The organism is bacterium, from assembly GCA_016124905.1.
In the GTDB taxonomy this organism is placed as follows: domain Bacteria; phylum Pseudomonadota; class Alphaproteobacteria; order Rickettsiales; family RI-342; genus RI-342.
Map to the genome: position 1 here is coordinate 35,554 of WGMV01000031.1, position 20,814 is coordinate 56,367.

Consider the following 20,814-nt stretch of genomic DNA (forward strand, 5'->3'; position numbering starts at 1 on the left):
CATGAGCAGCCCTGCGCTTAATGCTTCCGATATCGATGCCGGTCTTGCCACGCTGCCGGGCTGGCAGCGTGCGCCCAATACCGATGGCAAGGGGGAGGTGCTGCACAAACGCTACGCGTTTAAAAATTTTCGTGAGGCCATGGGTTTCATGCTTCAGGTATCCTATATTGCCGAGAAGCATCAGCACCATCCGGATGCCAAACTGGGCTGGGGCTATTGCGAAATCGCCCTGCAAACGCACGATGCGGGCAACAGCATCACCGAAAAAGACATCACCGTGGCCACGGCCATCGAAAAACTGAGCAGATAGGGACCGGATCATGTTTCAAGGCGTCTACACCGCACTCATCACCCCGTTCAAATCCGACGGCTCGCTGGACCATGCCAGCTTCGAGAAATTCGTCGAATGGCAGTTCAATTCCGGCATTCAGGGGGTGGTGCCCTGCGGCACCACGGGGGAATCCCCCACGCTGGATGCCGAGGAGCAACTCTGGCTCATCCGCTGTGCTGTGGATGTCGCCCATAAGAAAAAACACGGCCAGCAGGTCATCGCCGGCACCGGCTCCAACCACACGGGCAAGGCCATCAAACGCACGCAGATCGCACAGAATGCGGGTGTGGATGCCGCCATGCTGGTCACGCCTTATTATAACAAGCCGAGCGAGGAGGGGCTGTACCAGCACTTCAAGGCCATCCACGATGCCACCGACATCCCGCTCATTCTCTATAACATCCCCGGCCGCGCCGTACTCAACATGAGCGACGGGCTCATCGCCCGCCTGGCCGAGCTTCCGCGCATCGTGGCGCTCAAGGACGCCACCGGCGACCTGGCGCGCGTCAGCACGCTCCGCATGCTGGTGGGGGCGGAATTCGTCCAGCTTTCCGGTGAGGACATGACCGCGCTGGCCTTCAACGCCCAGGGCGGCCGTGGTGTTATCTCGGTTACTTCCAATGTGGCGCCCAAACTCTGCGCCGCGCTGCAAGCCGCCTGGTTTGAAGGCGACATCAATGCCTGCCTCGCCATTCAGGATCAGCTTGCTCCTTTACATCAGGCCATGTTCTTAGAGACCAACCCAGGTCCAGTGAAATACGCCGCCCATAAGCTCGGCTTCTGCGGCATGAACCTGCGCCTGCCGCTCGTCCCGCCCGGCGATGCCACCCGCCGCGCGATGGACGAGGCCATGAAAAAGGCCGGCATCATCGAATAAGAAGAAAATGTCCAAAGAGAGCAAACCAACGAACCGTTATATCAGCCACGGGCAGGTGTCGGAAAACCGCAAGGCCCGCTTTGAGTATGACGTGCTCGAAACCATCGAGGCAGGCATGGTCCTTACCGGGTCGGAGGTTAAATCCCTCCGCCGCGGCCAGTGCAATATTCAGGAATCCTATGCCGGTGAGTTCAAAGGTGAGCTCTGGCTTTTCAACAGCACCATTGCGGAGTGGGAGGGCGGCAACCGCTACAATCACGAGCCCAAGCGCAACCGCAAACTGCTGGTCAGCAAAAAACAGCTGAATAAATTACAAGGCTTCAGCAACACCAAAGGAATGACCCTGGTGCCGCTGAAGATTTATTTCAACGACAAGGGGCTGGCCAAATGCCTGCTCGGGGTCGCCAAAGGCAAGCAACTTCACGAGAAGCGCGACAGCATCAAGGACCGTGAGTGGAAGCGTGACCAGCAACGCATCATGAAGGATAAATGGTGATGGTGGCTGCACTCAAAAACAAAACCGTGATCGGCATGCTCCGTGCCTGGCAGAATGCCGCTTCCTCGGCACGCTATGCCATGTTCGGCACCCTCACGCCTGATCTCAAGCGCGACGATGCCGAACGCATCGTCAAACTCATGGCCAGCTGCCTGGATGGCAAAGGCGGCGAGGTGGCCTCCCGCGCCCGCACCATCGAGCTGGGCGAGATGTACCTGCGCCTGTCCGACAAGGGCAGAACGCGCTTTCTTACCCTGTTGGCAGAGCGTTTTGACGTGCCCCACGCCAAGGTCTCAGAATGGTGCAAACGCTACCTGGACGCCACCGAGGATGCCACCCGTGCCGAGCTGGAAACCAGCCTGCGCGAGATGCTCATCTCCGGCCGCATCCGCATTCTCCGTCAGTTCAGCGGCCTGCCCAACGGCATGAAGTTCCTTGTCGACCTCCGCAACGACCTGGTGCCGCTCACCAAGGAAAGCCCCCAGTGCAAAAGCCTGGAAACGGAGCTCAAGCTCCTGCTCGCTTCCTGGTTCGATGTCGACCTGCTCGACATGGTGCAGATCGACTGGCGCTCACCTGCCGCCATCCTTGAAAAACTGATCGAATACGAAGCCGTCCATAAAATCGAATCCTGGGCGGACCTGAAAAACCGATTGGATTCCGACCGTCGCTGCTTTGCCTTCTTCCATCACAAAATGCCCGATGAACCGCTCATCTTCATCGAAGTGGCGCTGGAAAAGGGCATCCCCGACAATGTGCAGACATTGCTGGATGAGTCCAAACCCGTCGGCAATCCCAAAGAGGCGGATACGGCGGTGTTCTACTCCATCTCCAACACGCAAAAGGGTTTGAACGGCATCAGCTTCGGTAATTTTCTCATCAAGCGGGTGGTGGCCAAGCTCTCCAGCGAGTTCAAGAACCTCAAGCATTTTGTTACGCTCTCACCCGTGCCCGGCTTCATGGCATGGCTGGCTTCTGACGCCCCCAAACCCAAGCCGGAGGATATCCTCGCCCCCGCTGCCCTTCGCCGCCTTGGCAAGGATGCCTGGAAAACCCTGCAAGCCATGCTGGCTGAACCTGGCCAGCGCGAAAAAGGGCAGGAGGAATGGCTGCAACAGGCGCTCACTTCCCTTTGCGCCTATTACTTGTGCGAAGCCAAAAACAAAAAAGGCTACGCGCTGGATCCCGTCGCCCATTTCCACCTCAGCAACGGCGCGCGGCTGGAACGCATCAACTGCCTGGCGGATGTCTCCGCCAAGGGCTTTAAGCAGGCTGCGGGCATCATGGTGAATTATTATTACGACCTGGACGAGATTGACGATTGCCACGAGGCCTATTTTGAGAAACAAAAGGTCACGGCATCCCGCCAGGTGAAAACCTATCTGAAGAAATAAGGGAGAGACAGATGCGTCGCGTGCTTTATCTACTGGTGAAATCCACCAGCTATGCCTTGATGGCCATGCTGGCCCTCATCCTGATCGGCGGCGGCCTGTCCATTTCCGCCATGGCAAAAAATGCCGACAAAATCGATGCCGAGCAGATTCTGAAAGAGCGTTTCGGCATCCGCCCCGAAGGCGTGAAGGAACTGAAAGGCGGCGGTGAATCCTGGGTGAAGAAGGACCTGTGGATTTCTTTTATTGCGGAAGGCCCTGCCAAACCATTGGATCAGGATGGCCTGAAGCCCTGTGCCGACATGCGCCGCCCCTTTGGCTATTTTCTTGAAAAATATCCCGGCCTTCCCCTGGTGGGCGAGTGGCTTTGTTTTGAGAAGGTTAACGAGAAAGACCCGGCTTCTGCCGGTGTGGTGTGGATGTGGCTGAAAGAAAAACAGCTCAACCTTTACCATGAATGGAAATAAGCCGGTAGCGGTTGCGCAACGCGCAGAGCGAAGACACATGAAGCGGTTGCGCAACGCGCAGAGCAACGACACATAAATGATAGCGCTATGGTCAGAAGCAACACCAACCGAAACACTTCGCTAGGCGCTATGAAGGTTCTGGGCATTGAAACCAGTTGCGATGAAACCGCCGTTGCCATTGTAAACGACGAACGCGAAATCCTTGCCCAGCAGCTCTGGTCCCAGCAGGAGCACGAAGCCTATGGCGGCGTGGTGCCCGAGCTCGCCTCCCGCGCGCATCTGGATCGGCTCGACGGCATGATCGCCGACAGTCTGGCCGAAGCCAACCTCACCTGGAACGAGATCGACGCCATCGCCGTCACCTCCGGCCCTGGCCTGATCGGCGGCCTCATTGTCGGCGTCATGACGGCCAAAACCCTTGCCGCCTGCCTGAACAAACCCCTTATCGGCGTCAATCATCTGGAAGGCCACGCGCTCACCGTCGGCCTGTCGGACGGCCTTGAACCGCCATACCTGCTGCTGCTCGTCTCCGGCGGTCATTGTCAGTGGCTGGAGGTCACCGGCATAGGTCGATACCGCCTGCTCGGCCAAACACTCGACGATGCCGTGGGCGAGGCCTTCGACAAATGTGCCAAGATGCTCGGCCTGCCATATCCCGGTGGCCCCTCGGTGGAAAAAGCCGCACAAACCGGCAACCCCAAACGCTTCAAGCTCCCCATGCCGCTGGAAGGCCGCAAGGGCTGCGACATGTCCTTCTCCGGCCTGAAAACCGCCGTGCGCAATCTGGCGCTGGAACTGAACCAAGGTAAACCACTGTCGGATAAAGACTGCACAGATCTCTGCGCCTCCTTCCAATACACCGTCGGCGAAAGCCTCGCCCAGCGCTTCCGTTACGCCGCCGAACAGACCGATGGCATCTCCAAACTCGTCATCGCGGGTGGGGTTGCCGCCAACCAGTATCTCCGCATGCGCCTATTGCAGGAGTGCGATGCGCTGGGGTGGCAGCTCGCCGCGCCGCCATTGAAACTCTGTACCGACAATGCCGCCATGATCGCCTGGGCAGGCCTTCAGAATTACAAGGCCGGCAGGCATGATGATCTCATGCTGACACCCCGCGCCCGCTGGCCCCTATCGGACCTGATGCAAGCCTAGCAATGCCTCAAATTGCTGCGCTGCACAAACCACTTTTCCTTGCACCCTCTAAGGAATTGATTACAAAGGTTCCGCTTCAACGGAGGCTATACATGGCAAAAGCAATGGCGGCAGAGCAACAGAACATGGGCAAACAAGGGCATAATTCTAAATTGAACGCGGAAGAATTGCTTCAATATTACAAGGACATGCTCCTTATTCGCCGTTTCGAGGAAAAAGCGGGCCAGCTCTACGGCATGGGCCTGATCGGCGGCTTCTGCCACCTTTATATCGGCCAGGAAGCCGTGGTTGTCGGCGCCCGCGCCGCCACCAAAAAGGGCGATGGCTGCATCACCGGCTACCGCGACCACGGCCATTGTCTCATGTGGGGCATGACGCCGGAATCCGTAATGTCCGAACTCACCGGCCGCTCCACCGGCTGCTCCAAGGGCAAGGGCGGCTCCATGCACATGTTCAACGTGCCCGAGAATTTCTTCGGCGGCCACGGCATCGTCGGCGCGCAGATCCCCCTTGGCGTCGGCATGGCCTTCGCTCACAAATATGAAGAGAACGACCACGTCACCATGGCCTTCATCGGCGATGGCGGTGCCAACCAGGGCCAGGTGTATGAGGCCTTCAACATGGCTGCCCTCTGGAAACTCCCTGTCATCTTCGTCATCGAGAATAACGGCTACGCCATGGGCACCGCCGTCAAACGCGCCGCCTCCGGCACCGCGCTCTACAACCGCGGCGCGGGCTTCGGCATTGAAGGCAAAGAGGTGGACGGCATGGACGTGCTGGCCGTCAAAGCCGCCGTAAAAGAAGCCGCCGATAAATGCCGCAAAGGTGAGGGCCCCGTCATCCTTGAGATGAAAACCTACCGCTACCGCGGCCACTCCATGTCCGACCCCGCGAAATACCGCACCAAGGACGAAGTGGAAACGATGAAAGAAAAGCACGACCCCATCGAGCACGTAAAAAAACTGCTCATGGATAACGGTTTCGCCACTGAGGACCAGCTGACCGCGCTTGATAAGGACATCAAGAAACAGGTCAACGACGCCGCCGAATTTTCCAAAACCGCGCCAGAGCCGGATGCATCCGAACTCTGGACCGATGTGTACCTATCGAACTAACACCTGCCTTGCTCCCTCTCCCCTAGTGGGAGAGGGGTAGGGTGAGGGGGCCTCTTAAAGGAGTCTACCAAACATGCCCGTTCAAACCGTACGTGAAGCGCTGCGCGATGCCATGGCCGAGGAAATGCGCCAGGATAACAAAATCTTCGTCATGGGCGAGGAAGTGGCCGAATACCAGGGCGCTTACAAAGTGACTCAAGGGTTGCTGGAAGAATTCGGCGCCAAACGCGTCATCGACACCCCCATCACCGAATACGGCTTTGCGGGCCTCGGCGTCGGCGCGGCTTTCATGGGCCTCAAGCCCGTGGTGGAGTTCATGACCTTCAACTTCGCCATGCAGGCCATCGACCACATCATCAATTCCGCTGCCAAAACGCTCTACATGTCCGGCGGTCAGGTGAAATGCCCCATCGTCTTCCGCGGCCCCAACGGCGCGGCCTCCCGCGTGGGAGCGCAGCACTCCCAGTGCTACGCCAGCTGGTATGCCCATGTGCCGGGCCTGAAAGTTCTCGCTCCTTATTCCGCTGATGACGCCAAAGGCCTGCTAAAAGCCGCCATCCGTGACCCAAACCCGGTTGTCTTCCTCGAGAATGAGATTCTCTACGGCCAGAGTTTCGAGGTACCCGAAAACGACAACCACATCGTCGAAATCGGCAAAGCCCGCATCCGCCGCGAAGGCAAGGATGTTACCATCGCCACCTTCTCCATCGGCGTTGGCCATGCCCTTCAGGCAGCCGAGGTGCTGGAGAAAGAAGACGGCATCTCCGTGGAAGTCATCGACCTTCGCACCATCCGCCCGCTGGATACCGAAACCGTCATCGAATCCGTCAAAAAGACCAGCCGCCTGGTGACGGTGGAAGAAGGCTGGGCCCAAAGCGGCATCGGCGCCGAACTCGCCGCCGTGATGATGGAACACGCGTTCGATTACCTCGACGCTCCCGTCACCCGCGTGGCCGGCCTCGACATCCCGCTGCCCTACGCCGCCAACCTGGAAGCCCTGGCCCTGCCGAAAGCACCACAGATCATCGAAGCCGTCCGCAAGGCGTGCTACCGCAATAAGTAAATCCTGGGAGATTCACGATGCCAATTGAAATCCTGATGCCTGCTCTGTCCCCCACCATGACCGAGGGCAATCTGGCCCGCTGGCTCGTGAAAGAAGGCGACAAGATCAAATCCGGCCAGGTCATTGCCGAAATCGAGACCGACAAAGCCACCATGGAAGTGGAAGCCGTCGACGAAGGCATCATCGGCAAGATCATGGTGCCCGACGGCGCCCAGGCCGTGAAAGTGAACGACCTCATCGCCCTGCTGCTGGAAGACGGTGAAGACAAAAAAGCGCTGGAAGGCTACGCCGCCAACAGCAACAGCCCCGCTGCCGCAGCACCCGCCAAAAAAGACACAGCCCCCGCCGCTGCCGCATCCGCTCCGGCTGCTGCGCCTGCTACCTCCAAATCAGGCGAAAAGGTTTTCGCCAGCCCGCTCGCCAAACGTGTGGCGGAGCAGGGCGGCGTGAGCCTCGGCAACGTCCAGGGCACGGGCCCACATGGCCGCATCATCAAGGCCGATGTCGAGGAAGCCATTGCCTCCGGCTCCGCTAAGGGCGGCAAACCCGCCAAGGGCGCTGCCGCCTCCCTCGTTGGCCGCAATCCGGTCGAAAGCATCGATGTCCCGCTTTCCATGATGCGCAAGGTCATCGCCTCCCGCCTGCTGGAATCCAAACAGAACGTCCCGCATTTCTACCTCTCCGTCGATATCGAGATGGATAGTCTCCTGAACGCCCGCAAACAGCTCAATACCGCTGCCGAAGCAAGCCTGAAGGACAAGGACGCCCAGCCCGCCTACAAAATCTCCGTCAACGACATGATCGTGAAAGCCACGGCCCAGGCCCTGCGCGACGTGCCGGAGGCCAACGCCTCCTGGGGCGGCGACAAGATCATCCAGTTCAACAACGTGGATGTCTCCGTAGCCGTTGCCATCGATGGCGGCCTCATCACCCCCATCGTCCGCAATGCCGACCAGAAGAGCCTCTCCACCCTCTCCAACGAGCTGAAAGACCTCATCAAGCGCGCCCGCGCTGGCAAGCTCCAGCCGGAGGAATTCCAAGGCGGCGGTTTCTCCATCTCCAACCTCGGCATGTATGGCATCAAGCAATTCAACGCCATCATCAACCCGCCACAGGCCTGCATCCTCGCCGTCGGCGCGACGGAAGAGCGTGTGGTCGCCAAAAAAGGCCAGATGCACGTGGCCCATGTCGCCACCATCACCCTCTCATCCGACCACCGCGTGGTCGATGGCGCAGTCGGTGCCGTCTTCCTCGAAGCGCTCAAGCGCTACCTCGAAAACCCACTCGCCATGATGGCCTAACCCATTAACCGGCCTCTATTCCCCCCCCCCCCGCTTGCGGGGGGGGGGTGGGGGTGAGGGGGCCTAAACACAAGAGGACACCCATGCCCATCTCCTGCGACATTGCCATCATCGGCGGCGGCCCCGGCGGTTACGTTGCCGCCATCCGCGCTGCCCAGCTCGGCCTGAAAACCGTGGTAATCGAGAAGGAACACATGGGCGGCATCTGCCTCAACTGGGGTTGCATCCCCACCAAAGCCCTGCTGCGCAGCGCCGAGGTGCTTCACCTCGCCAAACATGGCGATGCCTTCGGTATCAAGGTGGAGAATGTCAGCTTTGACCTAAAAAAGATCGTCGAACGCTCCCGCGCCGTCTCCAAGCAGCTGACGCAGGGCATCGGCCACCTGATGAAAAAGAACAAGGTCACCGTGGTGGACGGCTTCGGCAAACTGGCCGGCAAAGGCAAGATCGAGGTCTCCAAGGACGGCAAAAAGGTCGAGGAAGTCACCGCCAAACACATCATCATCGCCACCGGCGCCCGCGCCCGCCAATTGCCTGGGCTGGAAAGCGATGGCAAACTCGTCTGGAGCTACCGCGAAGCCATGGTGCCGGATGTCATGCCCAAAAAACTCCTCGTCGTCGGCAGCGGCGCCATCGGCATCGAATTCGCCAGCTTCTACCGCACCCTGGGTGCCGAAGTCACCGTGGTCGAGGTCATGGACCGCGTCATGCTGGTGGAGGATGAGGAAATCTCCAAACTCGCTCGCAAATCCTTCGAGAAACAAGGCATGGTCATCAAGACCGGTGCCACCGTCAAAGCCCTGAAGAAAGGCGCGAACAACGTCACCGCCACCGTGGAATCCGGCGGCAAGACGGAAGAAATCACCGTCGACCGCGTCATCATGGCCGTCGGCATCACCGCCAACACCGAGAATATCGGCCTTGAGAACACCAAGGTAAAGGTCGAAAAAGGCAACATTGTCGTCAACGAATGGCTCGAAACCGCCGAACAAGGTGTCTATGCCATCGGCGACGTCGCCGGTGCCCCATGGCTCGCCCACAAAGCCAGCCACGAAGGCGTGATCTGCGTCGAGAAAATCGCCGGCAAAAAACACGTCCACCCCATGAAACGCGAAAACATCCCCGGCTGCACCTATTGCCACCCGCAGGTCGCAAGCGTCGGCCTGACGGAAGCCAAAGCCAAGGAAAAAGGCTTCAGCATCAAGGTAGGCCGCTTCCCCTTTATGGGCAACGGCAAGGCCATTGCCCTCGGTGAGCCCGAAGGCCTGGTGAAAACCATCTTTGATACCAAGACCGGCGAACTCCTCGGCGCCCACATGATCGGCGCGGAAGTCACCGAACTCATCCAGGGCTACGTCCTCGGCAAAACGCTGGAAGCCACTGAAGCCGAATTCATGCACACCATCTTCCCACATCCAACCCTGTCGGAAATGATGCACGAATCCGTGCTGGATGCCTACGGCCAGGTAATCCACATGTGACAGGTTGCTTAGCGCGTCCAGCGCTTAGCCAACCTGTCATCCTGAGCGCAGCGAAGGATCCACACCTCCCCACAGCCGTCATTCCAGCGAAAGCTGGAATCCATCTCTCATCCGTAATAACCTGTCATGTACGACAGAAGGCTGGATTCCAGCCTCCGCTGGAATGACGAGCAAACCATGCCCTTTTCCGACTGGCTTTACGACTGGCACGAACCTTCCCACATCACGCGGGAATGCGCCCGCCTGCTGAAAGCCCGCAGCGCCAACCTCCATTTCGACATCACTCCCGCGGACTGGACCGCGCTGGAGCAAGCCCACATCATCGCCCAAACAGTGGATGTCGCCCATCATGGCGAAATGGCTGAATGCCGCCTCACCAAAGAGCAGGGCCAGGCAGAATACCGCCTCAACGAATCCACCTCACACCCCATCCATCTCCCCAAAATCCCTGAAAATCCCTCCTTGCCTTGGCTGCAAACCGCGCTAAAAGACCTGAAGCAGGACGCTTTGCTGGTATTGGCCGCGCCCCAAAAAACAAAACAGGATCAGGTCAAAAACCTCCTTGCCGCCATGCCCCAGCCGCCAGCCTGCGCAATATGGTTTTATTCCGAGGGCGACATACAATCATGGCCACCATCACCATCCGCGAAATAGCATACGAAGAAGCAGCCCAAACCTGCTACCCGCTGCTCTATTCCCTCAACCCCGACATGACGGACGAAGCCTTCCAGCGCCTGCTGAAAATCGTCACCGATGAAGGGGAGGTGCTCGTCGGCCTGTTTGAGGATAACAAGCTCGCCGCTCTGGTCGGCTACTGGCTCGCCCACCAGTTCTGGTGCGACAAGTTCCTGGAACCCGACAACCTCATCGTCCTGCCCGAACACCGCGGCAAAAACTACGGTCGCATGCTGATGGACTGGCTGGAAAAACGCGCCGAGGAACTCGGCTGCAAACTGGTGCTGCTCAAATCCTACAAAGGCAACGAGAACGCCACGAAATTCTATGACCGCATCGGCTATGTCGCCCTAGGTAATGTTTTCCTCAAGCCGCTGGGCGAGGAGAACCAGAAAGTCTTCGCCGACATGCTCGCCGCCCGCAACATCGGCAATAAGAGTGCTGCGTAGTGGCCTGGCTCATCACCTTTTTTTCGGAAAAAGAAGATGCTCAGGCCTTCCTGGCCAGTGAGGATTACCGTCAGTTCTGCCAGCAGCCGGACAATGCACTGGTTACATTGACGCATGACAGCGATGATGAAATGAACCATGAATACGCGGTATTCGGTGAATTGAAGCCGGATGCCACGCCCATCGATGTCGAAGCCCTGGATGACTGGCTGATGCAGATTGAGGATGAAAACGATGCCTCCATGGCCTTCATCTCGGAAAAACCCCGCGACAAAGTCGTTCTGGACTTCTAACGCTTGTAAGCCCCCCGCGTTTTGCTACACTGGCCAGCCAATCTGAAGGGTTACAGCCATGACCAGTTCCACCAAACTCACCCACCTGAAAGCCGACCTGCCGGGCACCCTGACCCTCGGCCCCATCGCCGGCTCAAAGAAAATTTACGTGGAAACCCCCTCTGGCATGCGCGTGGCCATGCGCGAAGTACAGATGAGTGTCGAGGCCAAAGAACCCAACGTCCGCCTCTACGACACTTCCGGCCCCTATACCGACCCCAGCATCGCCATCGACACCCGCAAGGGTGTTGCCGACATCCGCGGCGAATGGATCAAGGCCCGCGGCGACGTGGAGGAATATACCGGCCGCGATGTAAAACCCGAGGATAACGGCTTCAAGGACTGGAACGCCGCCAGCGGCAAACTGGTGGAGGAATTCCCCAACGTCCCCAAAACCAAACTCCGCGCCAAACCCGGCAGGAATGTCAGCCAGATGGCCTATGCCAAAGCGGGCATCATCACGAAAGAGATGGAATACATCGCCGTGCGCGAGAATGTAGGCCGCACCGCCGCCATGAAAGCCAGCCAGGGCGGCGAGAGCTTCGGCGCCAACCTCCCGGGCCTTATCACGCCGGAATTCGTGCGCAGCGAAGTGGCCGCGGGCAGGGCCATCATCGCCGCCAACATCAACCACCCCGAGGTGGAGCCGATGATCATCGGCCGCAACTTCCTGGTCAAGATCAACGCCAATATCGGCAATTCCGCCGTCACATCATCGGTCGATGACGAGATCGAGAAAATGATCTGGGCCACCCGCTGGGGCGCGGATAACGTGATGGACCTCTCCACCGGCCGCAACATCCACAACATCCGCGAATGGATCATCCGCAACTCCTCCGTGCCCATCGGCACCGTGCCCATCTATCAGGCGCTGGAGAAAGTCGGCGGCATTGCCGAGGACCTGACCTGGGAAATCTACCGCGATACCCTCATCGAACAATGCGAGCAGGGCGTGGATTACTTCACCATCCATGCGGGCGTATTGCTTCGCTACATCCCCATGACCGCTAACCGCGTCACCGGCATCGTTTCCCGCGGCGGCTCCATCCTCACCAAATGGTGCATGGCCCACCATAAGGAGAATTTCCTCTACACCCATTTCGAGGAAATCTGCGAGATCATGAAACAATACGACGTCACCTTCTCCCTCGGTGACGGCCTTCGCCCCGGCTCCATCGCCGATGCGAACGACCAGGCTCAGTTCGCTGAGCTGGAAACGCTGGGCGAGCTCACCGATATCGCCTGGAAGCACGATTGCCAGGTGATGATCGAAGGCCCCGGCCACGTGCCCATGCACCAGATCAAGGAGAACATGGACAAGCAGCTGGAGCTTTGCAAAGAGGCCCCCTTCTACACGCTCGGGCCGCTCACCACCGACATCGCCCCCGGCTACGACCACATCACCAGCGGCATCGGCGCCGCCATGATCGGCTGGTACGGCACCGCCATGCTCTGCTACGTCACGCCAAAAGAACATCTCGGCCTGCCTGACCGCGAGGACGTGCGCGTTGGCGTCGTCACCTACAAAATCGCCGCCCACGCGGCCGATCTCGCCAAAGGCCACCCCGCCGCCAAACTCCGCGACGATGCGCTCTCCCGCGCACGTTTCGAGTTCCGCTGGCGCGACCAGTTCCACCTCTCGCTCGACCCCACCCGTGCGATGGAATACCATGACGCCACCCTCCCGGCGGAAGGCGCGAAAGTCGCCCATTTCTGCTCCATGTGCGGCCCCAAATTCTGCTCCATGGAAATCACCCAGCAGGTGCGTGACTTCGCCGCCAAGCAACAGGCAGAGGAAGGCATGAAAGAAATGTCCGAAAAATTCCGCGAAACCGGCAGCAAAATCTATCACAAGGTGGAAGCCGCTTAATCTCTCCCTCTCCCCTTGTGGGAGAGGGCTGGGGTGAGGGGGCTTTGTTTATATGCCCCAGGTCCAATGGCTAGTGCTCGATCTCAATAGTTTCTTCGCCTCCTGCGAACAGCAGGAGAACCCTGAACTGCGCGGCAAGCCCGTCGGCGTCATCGCCGTGGAGACCGACTACACCTCCATCCTCGCCGCCAGCTATGAAGCCAAGCGATACGGCATCAAAACCGGCACCGGCGTAAAAGAGGCGAGGGCCATGTGCCCCGGCATGCGCTTCGTCCTTAGCCGCCCGAAAACCTACCTTCAGTACCATCATCGCATCCTCGATGCGATCGACACCTGCATACCGGTGGAGCGTATTATGTCCATCGACGAAGTCGCCTGCCGCCTCATGGGCCCGGAAAAAGAACTGGAAAATGCCATTGCCCTGGCAAAGAAAATCAAAAAAGCCATCACTACCCAGGTCGGAGAGTGCCTTACATCCTCGGTTGGGCTGGCCCCCAACATCCTGCTGGCCAAGCTGGGGTCGGACATGCAAAAGCCCGATGGTCTCACGGTGCTGACTAAGGAATCCTTGCCCCAATCCATCGAGCACCTGCCGCTTCAGGCCATTCCCGGCATCGGCCCGCGCATGGCGCGTCGGCTCTACAAATGCGGCATCGGCACCATCACCCAGCTTTATGCGTGCGATTCCATGCAGCTTCGCGCCATCTGGGGCAATGTTGGCGGTGCGCGTTTCCATCAGCTTCTGCATGGGGAGCAGATAGAGCCGCAGGATACCAACACCAGCACCATCGGCCACCAGCACGTGCTGGAACCCAACCTGCGCAACTGGAAGGATGCCTACGAGATCACCCGCGGCCTCCTCACCAAAGCCGCCGAACGTCTTCGCAGCAAAGGTTACTACGCCCGCAACCTCAGCATCCACGTCAAACTGGCGGATCATGCAGGCTATTGGGCCGAACAGATTCGCTTCAACGAAACGCAGGACACCTCCTTCCTGCTCCGGCAGCTGGAAGAAGCCTGGCGCCTCCACCCGCCAAACACCCGCCCGCACCGCACCGGTGTGGTGCTGCACGGCCTGGTGGCCGCCCAGCACCATCAGGACGACCTCTTCACCGCGCCCAAACGCAACAAGGTGATGCAGACGGTCGACGCCCTCAACCGCAAATTCGGCCGCAACACCATCACCTTCGGCGTGAACGAAGACGTAAAAAAGAAAATCGGCGGCGACAAAATTGCCTTCAGCCGCGTACCCGGTATGTATGAGGCGCAGGATTAAAAACAGCGATTCAATGGCTTATAGGCAGTGCTTGCATTGGAATGGCAATCGCTGTTACGCTGCCGATACAAATAAAAAAACAGGGCAGGTTTATGTTTAACAACACGGCATTTGCGCCGCGCAGTTTCAATGCGCGCACGGTACAGGTACTGGCGGATAACGACATTCATGTGGCCGATCTGGATAACGGCATGCGCGTGATCGTCATCCCGGAATATGATTCCAGAAAAGAAGGGGTGGTGGTGCGGCTTCACATCCATTCCGGTCAGGCCATGGAAAAAAAGAAAACGACCTACGGTCTCTCTCATCTTTCCGAGCATGTTGTTCCCCATACCGAGCAATACCCCCAGGAGCCGGAGCTCATGGCCCGCATCACGGCCTTCGGCAACCGCGAGAATCCTTTTCAGGTAGGACAGGAAACCACCATCTTCACCATTGAATGCCTGCGCGACGAACTCCCCGATGCGCTGGAGCTAATGGCCCATATGGCCGCCGCCAAAGACATCGCGCCGGATGTTTTCGAGGAACAAAAAGCTATCGTCGTGCAGGAAATGCGTGAGGCCAACAAACCCTCCTACCAGGCCGCGCAAAAACTGATGGAGCTGATCTACGCCAATTTTCCTCACAACAAGCTGGTCGGCGGGCAGCCAGCCACGGTAAGCAACATCACCCTGCCAGAGCTGCAACGCTATGTGGATGAGCATTACAGGGCAGGCAATATGGTGCTGACATTAAGCGGCTCCATCAAGCCGGACATGGAATTGCTAGAAACCGTGCGGGAACATATGCACCTCATCCCGCCCGGTTCCACGCAATGGCGCGACGAGCGCTACAACCCCGATGGCGGATGGGTGCTCTTTCCCTATCCGAATGCAGAACAGCTTTCCTTGCGGCTCTATTTCCCATCGGTTGCCATCAGCGATACGCAGAACATGGCTGCCCTCTTTATGCTGGGAAACATGCTTTCCGCCTGGCGTGATGGGTGGATGAGCTCAAAATTACGTGGGGATGGGCTTGGCTACGACATCAATGCGTCCATAGAGGAAGATTACACGCGTAGCGGCCTCTACATTGGAACAGAGGTCGAAAGCGAATATTTTATGGACGCTGCCAATATTATTGCGGAAGGGCTTGAAGCCTTCCTGCGTGAACCCGATGAGCGTTTTCTGCGGCTGTTCAATGAAACGAAAGAAGCCACCGTCAAGGCCATGCGGCTGGATGGCGCGCGTTTTGGTATGTCGCGCATAGCCAAATGCCTGCTGCAGAATCCCGAATTCGAAGTGACGGATAATTTAGTGAATCTGCTCAACCGCATCACGTATGAGGATGTGAGGCGTATGGCTCTGCACACGTTTGCCAACCCTCTCAGCCTGGTTCTGGACGGCAATGCCTATGCTGTGGACGGGGAGGCGATCTACAATCGCCTGAACGCTGTCCGGGAAAAAGCCATGGGGCTGATCTCCCAGGAGCCGATCGACACCCTTATCCCAAACCTCATCATCACGACATCGCGCGATGATGCCCCCAGAAAGCACGTTGCCTGACGCCTTGTTTAGGCAACCCAGCTGGCTCGGTGCTCCGTCGCCCGGTGCTGAATATCGGAAAACGCACCAGCCAGATGCTCGTCCCCAAGCGAAGCAATCGCCGTATTCAGCGCCTGCGTCGGCTCGTGAAGGAACACTTCCGGTGCATTCTGTTCGTGCTTGATACGCTGCATCTGCAATGCGAGCCTGACGGATTCCAGATGCGACAGATCCTCGCAGTAACCGGCCATGAACCCCGCAATCGCCGCATGGAGGGAGCCAAGCCTGCTGCCTTCGGCTTTTGGCTGTGGCTGCTGCACGGTTTCCACACCATTGGCGGTCACCAGAACGGCATCGCCATTCTCACGCAGCATCACGGCGGCCTGGCCGTTCCAGTGCTGCGGCATGCCGTCGCGTTGCAGCACGTTCTTGGCGAATTCCAGCTGGATGCGTTCGATGATGGCGTCCTGCGAGGCCGGGCTGTCCACCTCCAGCTGGTATAACCGGCAAAACTGGTCGTAAGAGCCGATCACCACATTGGCGCTGGCCACCAGCCCGCGGAACAGGTTCACATCGTCATAGCCGAATTCGGCATTCACCGGCAGCGCCAGCACCAGCTCCTTCTGGTGGAAATAACGGTCCTTCAGGATGGCGTTGGTCAGCATCACGCCATATTTCTGCGCAACCGAGGCAGGCAGATACACCAGGTCGGACTGGGCAATCCAGTCCTCCACATCGTGATAGGAACTGTTGCGCGTGCTGCGCAGGTAATTCCACATATCCTGCTGCGCCGTGCCCGTGTAGGTCAGCACCCGCAGCGGCTCGTTGCCATCCTCAATCACATGGGAAATGGCGCTGCTTTCACCCCAGTAGCGCTTATTTTGCGGCACCAGGCGAATGTCGGCATTTTCCATGAACGCACTCAGTCGCCCGCCAATATCGTCCTTTGCACGGCTGGTGAGCAGGGTGACGTCACAGGCATCGCCCAGCATTTCCTTCAAGGTCCACATCACGGTGGAAGTGGAACCGCCGGGCGCGCCTTCGCCGCCGCCGTAATTCAGGGCCTCGTGCAGGGTTCCGTCGATCAGCCGCTTGCGCGGCAGCTCGTCATTATGGATGGCGCCGTTCAGATGCGCCAGATTATCTATCTGGTGGAACTGGTCCCAGAACATCATGTCACAGGCGAACACGCGTTTGTGCCCCGGTATAGGCGGGCTTGGCTCAATGGCGCTGTCGCCGCCCTCGAAGCGAGACACCTCCTCCGGCGTTCTTACCCCCCGGTCGGCCCGGCCATAGGCGCGCAGCGTCATGCGGCCCACCGGCGCGCCATTCACATGCACATGGCTGAAATCCAGCGAGATCGGCACCCCGCTCATATTAAACGCCAGGAACACTTCCTGACCATCCGCCCGCCGAACGGCAGCCACCACATCCGGATGCCCGGAATCGACAAAGGTGATGTCGCCATATTGCAGGGCAGGGTTGGCCTTTCGCTCGGCGATCAAGCGACGGGTGACGTTCAGCACCGAGCTGGGGTCCGTTTCCTCCACGGAGCGGGCGCGCGTGCGGTAGGAATCCGGTATGGGAAGATAAAGATCCGGCTCAGGGGCTGTCGAAAACCCGGCATTCCTGATCTCATCCGTGTCCTTTTGCCATGGAAAGGGAATCCGGCATCCATCCCGTGGGCGTTTTTTGTCGGACCAGTCCTTGCGCCGCCATTCGGGAATATCGTCAAATTGCGGCAGGCCCAGCTCATCGCCGTTATACAGGCAGAAGCTGCCCGGAATGAAGTGCAGCCCGATGGTCAGCACCTGTTTGATGATCTCGTCATGCAGCTCCTGCGGCGCGTGCGCCGTCAGGCGGCTCGCCATGCGGATGAAATCATGGTTGCCGAAATTGATCGTGCACCCTTCCGGCAAATGCTCCTGAAGCTGAAGCACCATGCTTTGCAGATCATAGGCGGTTGGGTATTTCCACATGGTGCCGATCGGCAGGTTGGTATAGGCCATGTGTAGCCCGGCCTTTTGATATTCGCTGGCCACGAAGATGGAATTATTTCCACCCTCGCGCCCCGCGATGGCCTCGCCCAGCGCCTTCACCCCGTAAGCGTCGCACACTTCCTCGCGGATGCGCTTCACCAGCTCGTTGGTCTGCGGCTGGCACATGCTGTGCTGAAAATACTGGCTGCCCCAGCTGCGCCCATCGCCGTAATAACCTGGGTTATCATAAAGTTCCGGATGATAATTGGCGAAAGGGATGGCATCGATGCGCAGGTTCACACCCTTTTGCGCCCAGAATTTCATCTGCTCCAGCACATCGTTCTGCACTTCCACCCGGTTGAGGTTCAGCGCGGGCTGGGAGGTGGCGAAATGCCGCAGATAATAGGCCTGGCGCACATCGTCCCACTGCCAGGCGGATTGATCATCGAAACAGGAAAGCCAGTTGTTCGGCGGGCCGGATTGCCCCTCCGGCGGCGTCCACCACACATAATGGTCCTTGTAGCGCTCATGCTCGGGGTGGTGCGGGTCACGGCTTGCCTGAAACCACTCATGCTCGTCGGACGTATGGCACAGCACAAAATCCACGTAGATTTCAATGCCCATATCCCTGGCGGCCTGAACCAGTTCATCGAAATCGTCCATATTGCCGTATATGTCCGCCACCGCGCAATGGTCGCTCACCGCATAGCCGCCGTCGGAATTCTTCGGGTCCCGTGTGCTTGGGTAAAAGGGCGAAACCCAGATCGCATCCACGCCCAGGCTTTTGATGTAATCCAGCTTCTCGCGAATACCTCTCAGGTCACCGGTGCCATCACTGTTGCTGTCATAAAAGGAGGATGTGTAAACATGATAAATAACCGGATTGGCGGACGCCGCATCGACCCCACTCATGGAAGCTCCCTGTGTTTTCTTGTACCTCGGCGCTTATGCTGCGCCGCAATAATTTCTTTTCCGATACAATCACTTGAGTACTCCCGGAAACCGCCGAAAGCAAAAGAATTTTTTATAATGCTGAATTGCTGAAAGAAAGGCGGAGTGTGCACTGCAGCGAAAATGCGCTCATGTTAAAAAGGATAGTTGGAGTAGACTTTTACCAGGCTGGCATCCTTTGCAATGCTGTCGGGCGTGATGAGCTCCTGACTCAACAGATAATCATAACATTCCTTGAGGCCGAAATGCCTGGTCAAGCATTCCTCATGGCGTTTCCAGCGCTTCTTGATAAGTTGGCGTACAAGCATATTATCGAAATGAAGTTCGGATAAGCGCTGTACTTTACCAATCGCCATGCCTGCCTGCTTATAGGCAAGATAGGGAAGCTCGCTGCAATAAATGGCGTCGTTCTTAAATGAAAAGAATGGGTCGTATGGCTTCCCTTTGTAACTTCCCGCTGTCACCAGAATGGTTTCAGCGGTTTCTTTTGGCATATTGGGATGTCTGTAAACGGCAATACGTTGCATAACGCCTCGCCTGGCCCAATCCTTTAACGGTGTTTCCCGAACTGTTCCGGCCGCTTCCAGAACCACAAATCCATTATGTCCAGCGCGCACAATGCCCATATGGGTGTATAGGCTCGCGGTTGCGGTTAAAATAGCCAGGGATTGATTACTGGTGGATGTTTGAAAAACCAGATCGCCGTCCTGAAGTTTGATTTCTGAAAAATCGGGGCGGGTCAAATACAGCCATATGCACATCGCCCATACACCAAGAAAAACAAGGCCGACGAGCTTTTTCATGTCAGGGTCCATGATCAAATGGTGCGGATGAGAGGACTTGAACCTCCACGCCTCTCGGCGCCAGAACCTAAACCTGGTGCGTCTACCATTTCGCCACATCCGCAGGCAGGATTGCCTATAACGCACCCAGCGCCCTAGGGAAAGCCTTACCTGATGGTGGATGGGCCATAAACCTGTTCAAGCAGTTGCATGCTGCTTCGAATCAGGCCTTCATCCAGCGTCAGCCAGTAACCGCCCTGGCGGATTTCAAACTTATCGGAGCTGCTGTTGAGCACGGCTTGTTCAATATTCTGAATCGCTTTTATCACTTGGTCGGCTGGGCAGCCAAGCTGCTCCACCCACAAGTTCCACATGGCCGTGAGGTTGGCACGGTAAAAATGCGCATCCGCATCCGAAATCCCATGCATGAACTTCCCGGTCGCGCCAAGAAAATCCATGAGGCTGCTCATGGTCGTACGATTCCAGACCGAATGTTCAATGCTGATCATAAACCCTAGAAATCATCCAAATTAACATCGCCCAATGCATTGCCCCATATATCCGCTTCATTGGCAACCAACACGTCCGCTGCCTGATGCTGCGAATATTTGCCCAGCTCGTTTTCCACATCCACGGCCTTCAATACCAGTTCATCCATATTATTTAAATGATAATGGGGAAATTCAACGGCAGAAAAATGCATGGGTGGCAGTCCATAATCATCAAATAACTCACCCTGGATGGAAGTATCGATCAGCCTGGGCAACTGGTCGAATGCATTCACGATTCCATCATTCAGAAAGCGGGTGTTAATGAAAAGCGTTATGCCGCATTGACGCATTCCCTCATCCGCAAAAGAAGGCATAACGGCTACATGCACGGCTTGGCCATCGCCATTCCCTTTGAAAAGGGGCAGCAATGCATTCTCCAGGTTGGCGCGCATCGCCTGCAATTGTAAGGGGCTGAAGCTATTGATACCGGGGAAATTTTCATTATTCACGCAAACGATAATTTCGCCAAAAGCCTTGGCGTCTTCTGGTGTTGCGCCGAAATTACGGAACCCCACGCCTCCACGTCTACTATCCCCGTCGGGCTCAATATTTGCCTGAAACATCAATTGATCGGGCGAATTGGTAGGAAAATGCCCGTGCAATATCTCAAGCAATTCATTGACGCGCTCGGCATAACGGACCGCTGCGGTGAACTCTTCTTTATTATCAAAACCCATTTAAAACTCCCCGAATCCTTGCTTTTCCCATTACTTTGCGTAATGAATCGTTTTTTGAAAACCTAATTTACCCAT

Annotated in this window: 20 protein-coding genes and 1 tRNA gene; 16 read left to right on the forward strand and 5 right to left on the reverse strand. The window is 57.6% G+C overall.

Annotated features, from left to right (window positions below):
* Position 1: 1 nt before the first annotated feature.
* The 16 genes from GC177_08515 to GC177_08590 all read left to right on the forward strand — a co-directional run bounded on the left by GC177_08515 (position 2) and on the right by GC177_08590 (position 15,820).
* Positions 2–310: a 4a-hydroxytetrahydrobiopterin dehydratase gene (locus tag GC177_08515; protein MBI1276000.1), complete on the forward strand. Its 309-nt coding sequence runs from the start codon at positions 2–4 to the stop codon at positions 308–310.
* A gap of 10 nt (positions 311–320) precedes the next feature.
* Entirely contained in the window at positions 321–1,208 is an 888-nt protein-coding gene (locus GC177_08520) for a 4-hydroxy-tetrahydrodipicolinate synthase (protein MBI1276001.1), read from the forward strand.
* A 7-nt stretch (positions 1,209–1,215) separates the two neighbouring features.
* The gene (gene smpB, locus GC177_08525) at positions 1,216–1,704 is read left to right on the forward strand and encodes an SsrA-binding protein SmpB (GenBank protein MBI1276002.1); all 489 of its coding nucleotides are present in this window, start codon (positions 1,216–1,218) and stop codon (positions 1,702–1,704) included.
* Positions 1,704–3,098: a malonyl-CoA decarboxylase gene (locus GC177_08530; GenBank protein ID MBI1276003.1), complete on the forward strand. Its 1,395-nt coding sequence runs from the start codon at positions 1,704–1,706 to the stop codon at positions 3,096–3,098. The genes smpB and GC177_08530 overlap by 1 nt, the downstream gene beginning before the upstream one ends.
* A gap of 11 nt (positions 3,099–3,109) precedes the next feature.
* Positions 3,110–3,562, forward strand: coding sequence for a hypothetical protein (locus GC177_08535; protein MBI1276004.1), 453 nt, complete (start codon positions 3,110–3,112; stop codon positions 3,560–3,562).
* A 129-nt stretch (positions 3,563–3,691) separates the two neighbouring features.
* Entirely contained in the window at positions 3,692–4,714 is a 1,023-nt protein-coding gene (gene tsaD / locus GC177_08540) for a tRNA (adenosine(37)-N6)-threonylcarbamoyltransferase complex transferase subunit TsaD (GenBank protein MBI1276005.1), read from the forward strand.
* Between the two features lie 92 nt (positions 4,715–4,806).
* Entirely contained in the window at positions 4,807–5,829 is a 1,023-nt protein-coding gene (gene pdhA / locus GC177_08545; GenBank protein ID MBI1276006.1) for a pyruvate dehydrogenase (acetyl-transferring) E1 component subunit alpha, read from the forward strand.
* A gap of 73 nt (positions 5,830–5,902) precedes the next feature.
* Positions 5,903–6,892: a pyruvate dehydrogenase complex E1 component subunit beta gene (locus tag GC177_08550; GenBank protein ID MBI1276007.1), complete on the forward strand. Its 990-nt coding sequence runs from the start codon at positions 5,903–5,905 to the stop codon at positions 6,890–6,892.
* 17 nt (positions 6,893–6,909) lie between these two features.
* Positions 6,910–8,193 carry a pyruvate dehydrogenase complex dihydrolipoamide acetyltransferase gene (locus GC177_08555; protein MBI1276008.1) on the forward strand — a complete coding sequence of 428 codons (1,284 nt, stop codon included), beginning with the start codon at positions 6,910–6,912 and terminating at the stop codon, positions 8,191–8,193.
* Between the two features lie 83 nt (positions 8,194–8,276).
* Positions 8,277–9,674 (forward strand): dihydrolipoyl dehydrogenase, encoded by a 1,398-nt coding sequence (gene lpdA, locus GC177_08560; protein MBI1276009.1) that lies wholly within the window; start codon positions 8,277–8,279, stop codon positions 9,672–9,674.
* Positions 9,675–9,800: 126 nt separating this feature from the next.
* Positions 9,801–10,328 carry a hypothetical protein gene (locus tag GC177_08565; GenBank protein ID MBI1276010.1) on the forward strand — a complete coding sequence of 176 codons (528 nt, stop codon included), beginning with the start codon at positions 9,801–9,803 and terminating at the stop codon, positions 10,326–10,328.
* Positions 10,271–10,798, forward strand: a complete 528-nt coding sequence (locus tag GC177_08570; protein ID MBI1276011.1) for a GNAT family N-acetyltransferase — start codon at positions 10,271–10,273, stop codon at positions 10,796–10,798. The genes GC177_08565 and GC177_08570 overlap by 58 nt, the downstream gene beginning before the upstream one ends.
* Positions 10,798–11,091, forward strand: coding sequence for a hypothetical protein (locus tag GC177_08575; protein MBI1276012.1), 294 nt, complete (start codon positions 10,798–10,800; stop codon positions 11,089–11,091). Before GC177_08570 ends, GC177_08575 begins: the two co-directional genes overlap by 1 nt.
* A gap of 58 nt (positions 11,092–11,149) precedes the next feature.
* A complete protein-coding gene (gene thiC, locus GC177_08580) occupies positions 11,150–13,000 on the forward strand; it encodes a phosphomethylpyrimidine synthase ThiC (GenBank protein ID MBI1276013.1) in 1,851 nt (616 codons plus the stop codon).
* A 52-nt stretch (positions 13,001–13,052) separates the two neighbouring features.
* Complete coding sequence (locus tag GC177_08585) at positions 13,053–14,276, forward strand: DUF4113 domain-containing protein (GenBank protein ID MBI1276014.1); 1,224 nt, start codon at positions 13,053–13,055, stop codon at positions 14,274–14,276.
* Positions 14,277–14,317: 41 nt separating this feature from the next.
* Positions 14,318–15,820, forward strand: a complete 1,503-nt coding sequence (locus GC177_08590) for a hypothetical protein (GenBank protein MBI1276015.1) — start codon at positions 14,318–14,320, stop codon at positions 15,818–15,820.
* A gap of 8 nt (positions 15,821–15,828) precedes the next feature.
* On the opposite strand, the gene GC177_08595 is transcribed toward GC177_08590, so the two are convergent.
* From GC177_08595 to GC177_08615, 5 genes are all read right to left on the reverse strand, one after another.
* A complete protein-coding gene (locus GC177_08595; protein MBI1276016.1) occupies positions 15,829–18,690 on the reverse strand; it encodes a hypothetical protein in 2,862 nt (953 codons plus the stop codon).
* Positions 18,691–18,863: 173 nt separating this feature from the next.
* On the reverse strand, positions 18,864–19,544 hold the full coding sequence (locus GC177_08600; GenBank protein ID MBI1276017.1) for a peptidoglycan peptidase: 681 nt from the start codon (positions 19,542–19,544) through the stop codon (positions 18,864–18,866).
* Between the two features lie 7 nt (positions 19,545–19,551).
* Positions 19,552–19,635: transfer RNA gene (locus tag GC177_08605), tRNA-Leu, on the reverse strand.
* A 43-nt stretch (positions 19,636–19,678) separates the two neighbouring features.
* Positions 19,679–19,981: a hypothetical protein gene (locus GC177_08610; protein ID MBI1276018.1), complete on the reverse strand. Its 303-nt coding sequence runs from the start codon at positions 19,979–19,981 to the stop codon at positions 19,679–19,681.
* Positions 19,982–20,025: 44 nt separating this feature from the next.
* Positions 20,026–20,739, reverse strand: a complete 714-nt coding sequence (locus GC177_08615; protein ID MBI1276019.1) for a hypothetical protein — start codon at positions 20,737–20,739, stop codon at positions 20,026–20,028.
* Between the last annotated feature and the right edge of the window lie 75 nt (positions 20,740–20,814).

Bases quoted from the DNA above. Each gene is read 5' to 3' on its own strand.
- GC177_08515 (MBI1276000.1), top strand. From the start codon at position 2: ATGAGCAGCCCTGCGCTTAATGCTTCCGATATCGATGCCGGTCTTGCC.
- GC177_08520 (MBI1276001.1), top strand. From the start codon at position 321: ATGTTTCAAGGCGTCTACACCGCACTCATCACCCCGTTCAAATCCGAC.
- smpB (MBI1276002.1), top strand. From the start codon at position 1,216: ATGTCCAAAGAGAGCAAACCAACGAACCGTTATATCAGCCACGGGCAG.
- GC177_08530 (MBI1276003.1), top strand. From the start codon at position 1,704: ATGGTGGCTGCACTCAAAAACAAAACCGTGATCGGCATGCTCCGTGCC.
- GC177_08535 (MBI1276004.1), top strand. From the start codon at position 3,110: ATGCGTCGCGTGCTTTATCTACTGGTGAAATCCACCAGCTATGCCTTG.
- tsaD (MBI1276005.1), top strand. From the start codon at position 3,692: ATGAAGGTTCTGGGCATTGAAACCAGTTGCGATGAAACCGCCGTTGCC.
- pdhA (MBI1276006.1), top strand. From the start codon at position 4,807: ATGGCAAAAGCAATGGCGGCAGAGCAACAGAACATGGGCAAACAAGGG.
- GC177_08550 (MBI1276007.1), top strand. From the start codon at position 5,903: ATGCCCGTTCAAACCGTACGTGAAGCGCTGCGCGATGCCATGGCCGAG.
- GC177_08555 (MBI1276008.1), top strand. From the start codon at position 6,910: ATGCCAATTGAAATCCTGATGCCTGCTCTGTCCCCCACCATGACCGAG.
- lpdA (MBI1276009.1), top strand. From the start codon at position 8,277: ATGCCCATCTCCTGCGACATTGCCATCATCGGCGGCGGCCCCGGCGGT.
- GC177_08565 (MBI1276010.1), top strand. From the start codon at position 9,801: ATGTACGACAGAAGGCTGGATTCCAGCCTCCGCTGGAATGACGAGCAA.
- GC177_08570 (MBI1276011.1), top strand. From the start codon at position 10,271: ATGGTTTTATTCCGAGGGCGACATACAATCATGGCCACCATCACCATC.
- thiC (MBI1276013.1), top strand. From the start codon at position 11,150: ATGACCAGTTCCACCAAACTCACCCACCTGAAAGCCGACCTGCCGGGC.
- GC177_08585 (MBI1276014.1), top strand. From the start codon at position 13,053: ATGCCCCAGGTCCAATGGCTAGTGCTCGATCTCAATAGTTTCTTCGCC.
- GC177_08590 (MBI1276015.1), top strand. From the start codon at position 14,318: ATGGCAATCGCTGTTACGCTGCCGATACAAATAAAAAAACAGGGCAGG.
- GC177_08595 (MBI1276016.1), bottom strand. From the start codon at position 18,690: ATGAGTGGGGTCGATGCGGCGTCCGCCAATCCGGTTATTTATCATGTT.
- GC177_08600 (MBI1276017.1), bottom strand. From the start codon at position 19,544: ATGGACCCTGACATGAAAAAGCTCGTCGGCCTTGTTTTTCTTGGTGTA.
- GC177_08610 (MBI1276018.1), bottom strand. From the start codon at position 19,981: ATGAGCAGCCTCATGGATTTTCTTGGCGCGACCGGGAAGTTCATGCAT.
- GC177_08615 (MBI1276019.1), bottom strand. From the start codon at position 20,739: ATGGGTTTTGATAATAAAGAAGAGTTCACCGCAGCGGTCCGTTATGCC.